This is a genomic window from Corallococcus sp. CA047B (assembly GCF_003612065.1).
In the GTDB taxonomy this organism is placed as follows: Bacteria; Myxococcota; Myxococcia; order Myxococcales; family Myxococcaceae; genus Corallococcus; species Corallococcus praedator.
This window is the reverse complement of sequence record NZ_RAWD01000361.1, coordinates 1-9,050: the sequence shown is the minus strand read 5'-3', so window position 1 is coordinate 9,050 and position 9,050 is coordinate 1. Positions and strand designations below refer to the sequence as shown.

Sequence of the window (9,050 nt, the reverse complement as noted above, 5' to 3'; positions counted from 1 at the left end):
CCATCTTCCCGCGCTTGAGCGCGATGACCCGTCCCACCAGCTCGCCTCCCGGCGCATGGGGCCCGCCCAGGAGCGGCTCCGTCACCCAGGGCTGCGTGGAGAGCACCACCTGGGCGGCCAGCCGGGGCCCGTTGCGCACCAGGGCCACGTCCCCGCGCGCCAGCCGCTCCGGGCCGCATCTGAGCAGGCGGACGGCGTCCCCGCTGCGCAGGAGCGGATAGAGGCTCCGCCCCATGCCGCGCACCCACAGCCGGTGGCCGAAGGGCAGCGCCGCAAGCAGGTCCGCGAGCTCGGCCGTCGAGACGCCACCAGAGGGCATGGCGGACACTCTGTCATGAAGGCGCCGTGGGGACAGGCTCCGCGACACATCCCCCACCCCGGCTTCGTCCGGAACCAGCTATGACACGGCCCGACGCCAAGGCCAGGAGGGCCCATGCCGACGATGCCCGAGGGTGACTACGCGCCCGTGCCCCGCCAGGGGTGGTGGAACCGGAACTGGAAGTGGGCCGTGCCGGTGGGCTGCCTGGGCCTGATGGGCTCCTGCCTGTGCTTCGTCGCCATCGCCATCGGCTACGGCTACACGTCCTTCCGGGACATGGGCGCGTACACGGACGCGCTCGCCCAGGCGCAGGACGACCCGCAGGTGCAGAAGGCCCTGGGCTCCCCCTTCAAGCCGGGCTTCCCCAGCAACACCCAGGTGAGCACCACCAACGGCCGCACCCACGCGTCCTTCGTCGTCCCGCTGGATGGCCCGAAGGCGGACGGCACCCTGCACGCCGTGGCCGACAAGGACGGCGAGTCGTGGACCTTCCGCACCCTCTACGTGGAGCTCGCGGGTGGCGGCCGCGTGGACCTGCTGGATACGGAGGCGCCCGACGACGCTCGGGACGCGCTGCCCGAAGACCTGGACCCCCATGAGCCAGAAGCTCCGGAGCCTCCGGAGGCCCCGGAGGACGACGTGGAGCCCCGGGCCCCCGCAGCCCCGCTCCCGCCGCCGGACAAGCAGCCCGGCCGCGACAGCGACATCGACCTGTAGGGCGCACGAAGGACCCGCGGAACGCACGAAGGGCGCGCTGACCGGGGATGTCCTCCCGGCCCGACGCGCCCTTCGCTTGCTTCACCGTCCGCTTCGGAAGCGGCGGCCTACTTCAGCTTCTGGATGCCTTCGCGCAGCGCGGGCAGGACCTTGAAGAGGTCCTCCACGAGGCCGTAGTCGGCCACCTGGAAGATGGGCGCCTCCGGGTCCTTGTTGATGGCGACGATGGTCTTGGAGCTCTTCATGCCGGCCAGATGCTGGATGGCGCCGCTGATGCCCGCGGCGATGTACAGCTTGGGCGCGACGACCTTGCCCGTCTGCCCGACCTGGTAGTCGTTGGGCACCCAGCCCGCGTCGCACACCGCGCGGGACGCGCCCACCGCGGCGCCCAGCAGGTCCGCCAGCGCTTCGATTTCCTTGAAGTCGCCCTTGGTGCCGCGACCGCCGGACACCACCACGCTCGCCTCGGTCAGCTCCGGGCGCGCGCTCTTCACCTCGTTGAAGCTGACGAACTTCGTCTTGCTGGCCTCCAGCTTCGGCTGGAAGGACTTCACCTCCGCGGCGCCCTGGCCCGTGGCGGCGGCCGGGAACTCCGTGGCGCGGATGCTGACGACCTGCACCGGCGTGGTCAGCTTCACTTCAGCGAACACGTTGCCGGCCCACATGGGGCGCGTGAAGGTGATGTCCGCGCCACCGCCGTTGATGGCGGTGATGTCGGTGGCCATGGCGGCCTTCAGCCGGGCGGCGACGCGCGGCAGCAGGTCCTTGCCCTGCGCCGTGGAGGCCGCGCCGATGAAGGTGGCCTTCAGCTCCTGCGCGAGCGAAGCGATGACGGGGGCGTAGACCTCCGCCAGGTAGTGCTCCAGCTCCGGGGCGGCGGCCGTGTGGATGGCCTTGGCGCCCGTGCCGGTCAGCTCCCCGGCGACCTTCGAGGGGTCCTTGGACAACAGGACGAGGTGCAGCTCTCCGCCCGACTTCTCCGCGAGCTGCTTGCCCGCGGCGATGGCGTTGAGGGAAGCCTTGCGCAGGTTCCCGTCCGGCTGCTGTTCGGCGACGATGAGGACGATGGACATGTGTCTGTCTCCGGAATCTTCAGGGATGGATGGGATGCGCGGTCAGACGACCTTCGCCTCGTTGTGCAGCTTCTCCACCAGGGCCGCCACGTCCGGCACCTTGATGCCCGCCTTGCGCGCCGGGGGAGCGGCCAGCTTCAGCACCTGGATCTTCGGCGCCACGTCCACGCCCAGCCCGGCCGGCGTCAGCTCCTCGATGGGCTTGCTCTTCGCCTTCATGATGCCCGGCAGGCTCGCGTAGCGCGGCTGGTTCAGGCGCAGGTCCGTGGTCACGATGGCCGGCAGCTGCACCTCCAGCGTGGCGAGCCCGTTGTCCACTTCGCGCACCACCTGCACGCTCTTCTTGTCCGCGGACAGCACCACCGCGGGCTGCTTGTTCTTCTCCTCGGCGCTCTCCAGCGACTCCACCTTGGAGGCGAACGTGGCCTGGCCCCAGCCCAGGAACTCGGCCAGGTACTGGCCCACCTGGTTCTGGTCATCGTCGATGGACTGCTTGCCCAGCAGGACGATGTCCGGCTTCTCCTTCTCCGCGACCTTCTGGAGCAGGCCCGCGATGCCCAGCTGATCCAGCGGGCCCGTGTGGTTCACCCACACGGCGCGGTTGGCGCCCATGGCCAGCGCGTGGCGCAGCTGCTCCTGCACCTCCTTGCCGCCGATGGAGACCACCACCACCTCGCCGGTGTGCTTCGCCGCGAGGCGCAGGCCCTCTTCCACGCCGATTTCGTCGAAGGGGTTGATCTTGTACTTCAGCCCCTCCTTCACGATGTCCGAGCCGTCCGGCTTCACCTTGATCTTCGACTCAGGGTCTTCCACGCGCTTGGCGGTGACGAGAATCTTCACGGCGGGCTTCTCCTCTGTGGGGAGTGCTTGAAAAGGGATCGGCTGCTTGAGGCACCGGGACGCGGCGTCAGGTTGACGCGCCGCGCATCAGGGCCGGAGTAATAGACATCCGTACAGCGCGGCGGCAACTTGAAAGCCCCACCGCGCGCAGTTTTGCTTTTCTACCTGAACAGTTCCTTCGCGATGACCAGCCGCTGCACCTGGCTCGTCCCCTCGTAGACCTGGATGAGCTTGGCGTCGCGCATCAGCTTCTCCACCGGATAGTCCTTCATGTAGCCATAGCCGCCGTAGACCTGGACGGCGTCGGTGGCGACCTTCATGGCCATGTCGGCGGCGAAGCACTTCGCATAGCTGGACTGCAGGGTGTTGCGCTGTCCTTCATCCAGCACCCAGGCGCTCTCCCAGGTGAGCAGGCGCGCGGCGTGGGTGTTCATGGCCATGTCGGCCAGCATGAACTGCACGCCCTGGTGCTCGCGGATGGGCTTGCCGAACGTCTGGCGCTGAGCCGAGTACTCCAGTGAGTACTCCAGCGCCGCGCGGGCGATGCCCACCGACAGGCTGGCGGTGAGCGGGCGGCTGTTGTCCAGCGTGGCCATGGCCACCTTGAAGCCCTCGCCCTCCTCACCGATGCGGTTGGCCACCGGGACGCGGACCTCGTCGAAGTTGACGGTGACGGTGTTGCTGGCCCGCTGGCCCATCTTGTTCTCGTGCTTGCCGGTGGTGACGCCCTGGGGCCGGCCCTCCACGACGAAGCAGGTGATGCCCTTGTGCTTCTTGCCCTTGTCCAGCGTGGCGAACACGGTGAACTGATCCGCGTAGCCGCCGTTGGTGATGAAGCACTTGGTGCCGTTGAGGACGTACTCGTCACCCTCGCGGCGCGCGGTGGTGCTCATGGCCGCCACGTCGGAGCCGGCGCTGGGCTCCGTGAGGCAGAAGGAGCTGAACTTCAGCTTCTGCCCGAACCCGGAGAGCAGCCGCTTCTTCTGGTCCTCCGTGCCGTGCAGGATGATGGGCAGGTTGGCCAGGTCGTTGGCGATGATGGACGTGGCCACGCCCGCGCAGCCCCACGCCAGCTCCTCGCAGACGATGACCTGCTCCAGGTGCGACAGGCCCCCTCCGCCGTACTCGGACGGGATGGCCATGTTGAGCAGGCCCAGTTCGAAGGCCGTGGACAGGAGGTCGCGGGGAAACTCGGAGGTCTCGTCGTAGTGGGCGGCCTTGGGGCGCACCACTTCGCGGGCGTACTTGCGAGCGGCATCCTGCAACGCGCGCTGGGACTCGGTGAGCTGGAATTCCATGGGGCGGATCCTCGGGTTGATTCAAATATCAACGCGTCTTCCTGCCATACCGCTCCCGTCGCCGGACCGCCAGTCCCGAGGCGTGAATAAAGCGACAGGTTCCCCGTCCGCTGGGGGTCCCCAAGGAAGCCCGGCGGCCCCCGTCCGTCCCGCTGCCAGTTTGTGCAGCAGGGGACCTTTCCACTAAAAGGACGTTTCCCTGGAGGGGAGTTTCCCACATGCACAAATCATTGAAACTTGCCGGCACGCTCGTGCTGGCGCTCGGTCTGACGGCCTGCGGGGGCGGCGACGACCCCGAGCCCCAAGAGGCGGAGCTCCGCATCTCACCGAACCCGGCCACCATCACCGACGATGGACAGACGAGCACCCTGTCCATCACCGCGACCGACAAGGACGGCAACCCTGGCAAGGGGTCGCTCTCCCTGGACACGGCGGCGGGCCTGGTCGACACCGAGACCGCCACGGGCGGCTCCAAGTCCAAGACGTTCACCCTGGTCGACGGCAAGGCGACCGCGACGTTCCGCTGTGAGAAGTCGCGCGACGTGGGCTGCACCGGCACCGTGACCCTCTCCGGCACCTGGGACGGCATCACCAAGACGGCCCGCGTCACCGTCAATCCCGCCGGCACGCAGACGGACGCGGGCACGGACGGCGGCACCAAGACGGACGCGGGGACGGACGGCGGCACCAAGACGGACGCGGGGACGCCGGACGCCGGCCCCGTGGCGAGCGACCCCGCGGAGGTGTCGTTCGTGTCCAGCACCAAGGAGAAGCTGGGCATCCTGTCGTCCAACGTCGACACGTCGACGCTGGTCACGTTCAAGGTGGTGGACCTCAACCGCGTGGGCGTTCCCAACACCAAGGTGAACTTCACGGTGACGGGCGCGGGCGGCACCACCCTGCTGCCGACCTCCGCCACGACCAACAGCACGGGCGTGGTCAGCACCACGCTCCAGTCGGGCAATGAAGTGGGCTTCGCCATCGTGCAGGCGTCCGTGGACGGCGCGGCGCTGGCGGCCAACTCCAAGAGCATCTCCATCAGCGGAGCGCGGGCCTCGGACGACAACTTCGTGGTCCAGTGCACGCAGATCAACCTGGCGGCCAACGCGTCGGAGACGCCGCCCCGCTCGGACCTGAACACCACGTGCAGCGCGCAGCTGAGCGACCGGTTCAACAACCCGGTGGTCATCGACCCGAAGGTGAACTGGTACACGGAGGCGGGCAGCGTGGACAAGTCGACGGCGCCCACCACCCAGGCGCCCGGCCTGGTCACCACGAAGTTCTACACCTCCGGTGACTGGCCGCCGAAGGAAGTCAGCCCCCTCGTGGGCGAGCCGGACCATGGCGGCAACAACCCGCGCGACATGCTCGTCACCGTCATCGCCGTCAGCCCCGGCGAGGAGTCCTTCTACGACGGCTCCGGCGCGTCCAACGGCAACAAGAACGGCAAGTGGGATCCGGGCGAGTGGTTCGTGGACCTGCCCGAGCCCTTCGTCGACTCCAACGACAACGGCCTGTACGACTCCGGTGAGAAGTTCATCGACACGGAGCGGTTGAACTGCGCCACCGGCCAGCGCGCCGCGCCGAACGGCGTCTGGGACGGCCCCAACGGCTGCTGGGATGGCGACACGCAGCTGTGGCACTCCACCCACATCGTCTACACGGGCTTCTCCTCCGTGGTGGGCGCGCCCATCGTGACGTTCTCGCCGGACCCGGGCGTGGCGGGCTTCGACATCCCCAAGGGCGGGGAGACGAGCTTCAGCGTGCGCGTGTCGGACCCCTTCGGCAACCAGCTGTCGCCGGACACGGCCAACATCACCGCGGCCGTCACCACGAGCAAGGGCACCGCCACCGTCACGGAGAAGGACGCGACGCTGAACTCGCGCACCTACGGCATGACCATCTCGCACGAGCGCCGTGAGGTGGAGCCCGCCGCCGGACAGCCGGGCTACAAGGACGTGGGCCCCTGCAACATCAACAAGCCCGTCACGGAGACGACGGCCTCCAAGGCCTGGTGCCAGTGGCGCTACACCGTCAGCAGCTTCCGGGACGGCAACAACGCCACCGTGCGCCTCAACGGGAACACCGCCGCCACGGCGGCGTCCTCGGGCCGGGTGAACGTCACCTTCGGCAACACCCGCAGCTCGCTCACCGTCAACCGCAACCTGACCGTGCAGTAGCGGCCAGGACGGACAGCGCATCGAAACAGGACGGCCGCCGTGCTCCTGAAGTGAAGGGAGTCCGGCGGCCGTCGTGCGTCCTGCGGTGGAGTCAGCGGACTACTTGCCCTGCTTGGGGACCTTCTCCCAGTCCGCCAGGAACTTCTTGATGCCGCTGTCGGTGAGCGGGTGGTTCGCCAGCTGGGTGATGACGTTGTAGGGCAACGTGGCGACGTCCGCGCCCAGGCGCGCGGCCTGGAGCACGTGCACGGGGTTGCGCACGCTGGCCACCAGCACCTGCGTGGTGAAGTCGTAGTTCTGGTAGATCTCCAGGATGTGGGCGATGAGCTCCATGCCGTCCTGGGAGATGTCATCCAGCCGGCCCACGAAGGGCGACACGTACGTGGCCCCCGCCTTGGCGCACAGCAGGGCCTGGTTGGCGGAGAAGCACAGCGTGACGTTGGTGCGGATGCCTTCGGCGGTGAGCGCCTTGACGGCCTTCATGCCCTCCACGCCCATGGGAATCTTCACCACGACGTTGTCGTGGATCTTCGCCAGGGTCTGCCCCTCCTTGATGAGCTCCGGGGCCTCCAGCGAGACGCACTCGGCGCTGATGGGGCCGTCCACGATGGAGCAGATTTCGCGGATGGTCTCCTCCAGCCCGCGGCCGACCTTGGCCAGCAGCGACGGGTTGGTGGTGACGCCGTCCACGCAGCCCATCGCGTGGGCCTTGCGGATTTCCTCGACGTCCGCGCTGTCGATGAAGAACTTCATTCCGTCCCCTCGATCCTGAAGTAGTGCAGCAGGTGGTGCGGCAGAGCCTCTTCCGACCGCGGGCGGCCGGGCGAGCAGGCCGTAGCCGATGGCCCCCCATGCGTCAAGGATGGCCACCCGGGCGAAGGCTGGAGTAGAGGTAGCCCCCAAAGCCCATGGCCCGCGCTCCCCGCTCCACCGCCAAGAAGCCCCGCCTGCGCGCCCTTCCCGGCCGCGCGTCCGCCACTTCCGCCGCCGCGTCAGCGCCCGCGCGCACCCGCGCCCGGGATGACGACGCGGAGGCCACGCTCGCGTACGCGAGAGGCGTGCTGGAGGCGGAGGCGCGCGCCATCCTCGGCGTCACCGAACGGCTGGGGGACGCGTTCCTCCACGCGCTGCACCTGGTGCGCGAGTGCACCGGCCAGGTGGTGGTGACGGGCATGGGGAAGGCGGGCCACATCGGCCAGAAGCTGTCCTCCACGCTCGCGTCCACCGGCGTGCGCTCCGTGTTCCTGCACCCTGCGGAGGCCGTGCACGGCGATCTGGGCCGCGTGGGCCAGGGCGACGTCATCCTCGCCCTGTCCAACAGCGGCAGCACGGAGGAGCTGCTGCGGCTCTTGCCCCTGTTCAAGCGCATGGGCACGCCCGTCGTCGCGCTCACCGGGGACGCGGAGAGCGCGCTCGCGAAGGGGGCGGATGTGGTGCTGGACATCGGCCGCATCGAAGAGGCGTGCCCCATGGGGCTTGTCCCCACGGCCTCCACCGCCGCGCTGCACGCGGTGGGTGACGCGCTGGCGATGACGCTCCTGCGCTCGCGGCCCTTCGGACGGGACGACTACGCGCTCTTGCACCCGGGCGGGAAGCTGGGGCGCTCCGTGCTGCGCGTCTTCGAGCTGATGCGCACCGGCCGCGCCAACCCGCTGGTGCTGGACACCGCGCGGCTGTCCCAGGCGGTGGTGGTGATGACCAACACGCCGGGCCGGCCGGGCGCCGCGTGCGTGGTGGACAAGGACGGGATGCTGGAGGGCATCTTCACCGACGGCGACCTGCGCCGGCTGGTGGAGAAGGGGCACCAGGACTTCGAGGTGCCCGTGCGCCAGGTGATGGGCAAGCGCCCGCGCTGCATCACCCCGGAGACGCTGGTGCTCACCGCCGCCGCGCAGATGCGCGAGCTGAAGGTGGATCAGCTCCCCGTGGTGGACGTCGAGGGCCGCGCGGTGGGCCTGCTCGACGTCCAGGACCTGCTGGCCGCGAAGTTCTTCTGACGCGCCAGCGTCCCGGGCCCTACTGCGACAGCTTCGCCTGGAGCGCGGCCTTGTTCGGATAGTTGGGGACGTCCTGGGACAGCTTCTCCCAGAGGGCCTTGGCGCCCTTGGCGTCGCCCTTGGCGAGCAGCGTGTCACCCAGCTTCTCCACCGCGCCCGCGTCGCCCTGCAGCGCCACGCTCCACACGCGCGCGCCCATGGGACGGCCCAGGCCCACCAACGCCCACGCCATGCCCGCCTTCGCGCGCCCGTTCTCCGGCTGGAAGGGCACCACGCGGGTGTAGTTGGCCAGGGCCTCCTGGTAGCGGCCGCGCGCCAGATGCTCCTCGCCCTCGTCCACCAGCTTCGCGAGGCCCGCCTCCAGCTCCGGCGTGCGCTCCGTGTTCTTCACCGCGTCCACCATCTCCGGCGTCAGCGGGCGGGGCGCGTCCGACGGCAGGGCGCCGGCCTGGGCCTGCCCCTGCGACAGGCGCACGCGGCGATCCTCGGCGCGCGTCGCGAGCCACTTCTGGCGGCCGCCGGCCTTCACCGTCTCCTCGATGCGCTCGCTCAGCGCGCGGGCCATGGGCACGCGCGGCGACTGGGGGTGCGCCGCCACCAGCGCGTCGAAGCCCTCGCGCGCGGAC

Annotated in this window: 8 protein-coding genes and 1 pseudogene; 3 read left to right on the top strand and 6 right to left on the bottom strand. The window is 69.5% G+C overall.

All coding sequences use genetic code 11. The annotated features are described in order from the left end of the window. Nucleotides 1–319 (bottom strand): annotated as a pseudogene (locus D7X74_RS35610) (N-acetyltransferase); the annotation flags it as partial. Nucleotides 320–433: 114 nt separating this feature from the next. On the opposite strand from D7X74_RS35610, the gene D7X74_RS35605 reads away from it, so the two are divergent. Beyond that, entirely contained in the window at nt 434–1,036 is a 603-nt protein-coding gene (locus D7X74_RS35605; RefSeq protein ID WP_120537447.1) for a cytochrome c oxidase assembly factor Coa1 family protein, read from the top strand. 107 nt (nt 1,037–1,143) lie between these two features. Here the strand turns inward: D7X74_RS35605 and D7X74_RS35600 are convergent, their stop codons facing one another. From D7X74_RS35600 to D7X74_RS35590, 3 genes are all read right to left on the bottom strand, one after another. Then, nucleotides 1,144–2,109 carry an electron transfer flavoprotein subunit alpha/FixB family protein gene (locus D7X74_RS35600; RefSeq protein WP_120537446.1) on the bottom strand — a complete coding sequence of 322 codons (966 nt, stop codon included), beginning with the start codon at nt 2,107–2,109 and terminating at the stop codon, nt 1,144–1,146. A gap of 42 nt (nt 2,110–2,151) precedes the next feature. Beyond that, nucleotides 2,152–2,949: an electron transfer flavoprotein subunit beta/FixA family protein gene (locus D7X74_RS35595; protein WP_120537445.1), complete on the bottom strand. Its 798-nt coding sequence runs from the start codon at nt 2,947–2,949 to the stop codon at nt 2,152–2,154. 161 nt (nt 2,950–3,110) lie between these two features. Next, the gene (locus D7X74_RS35590; RefSeq protein WP_120537444.1) at nt 3,111–4,247 is read right to left on the bottom strand and encodes an acyl-CoA dehydrogenase family protein; all 1,137 of its coding nucleotides are present in this window, start codon (nt 4,245–4,247) and stop codon (nt 3,111–3,113) included. A 218-nt stretch (nt 4,248–4,465) separates the two neighbouring features. Between D7X74_RS35590 and D7X74_RS35585 the strand changes: the two genes are divergently transcribed. Beyond that, complete coding sequence (locus D7X74_RS35585) at nt 4,466–6,427, top strand: hypothetical protein (RefSeq protein WP_147446799.1); 1,962 nt, start codon at nt 4,466–4,468, stop codon at nt 6,425–6,427. 99 nt (nt 6,428–6,526) lie between these two features. Here the strand turns inward: D7X74_RS35585 and fsa are convergent, their stop codons facing one another. Further along, a complete protein-coding gene (gene fsa / locus D7X74_RS35580; RefSeq protein ID WP_120537442.1) occupies nt 6,527–7,180 on the bottom strand; it encodes a fructose-6-phosphate aldolase in 654 nt (217 codons plus the stop codon). Nucleotides 7,181–7,335: 155 nt separating this feature from the next. On the opposite strand from fsa, the gene D7X74_RS35575 reads away from it, so the two are divergent. Then, complete coding sequence (locus D7X74_RS35575) at nt 7,336–8,424, top strand: SIS domain-containing protein (protein WP_120537441.1); 1,089 nt, start codon at nt 7,336–7,338, stop codon at nt 8,422–8,424. A gap of 19 nt (nt 8,425–8,443) precedes the next feature. Here the strand turns inward: D7X74_RS35575 and D7X74_RS35570 are convergent. Then, the coding region (locus D7X74_RS35570; protein ID WP_370450842.1) for a type IV pilus biogenesis/stability protein PilW at nt 8,444–9,050 on the bottom strand (607 nt) is incomplete at its 5' end.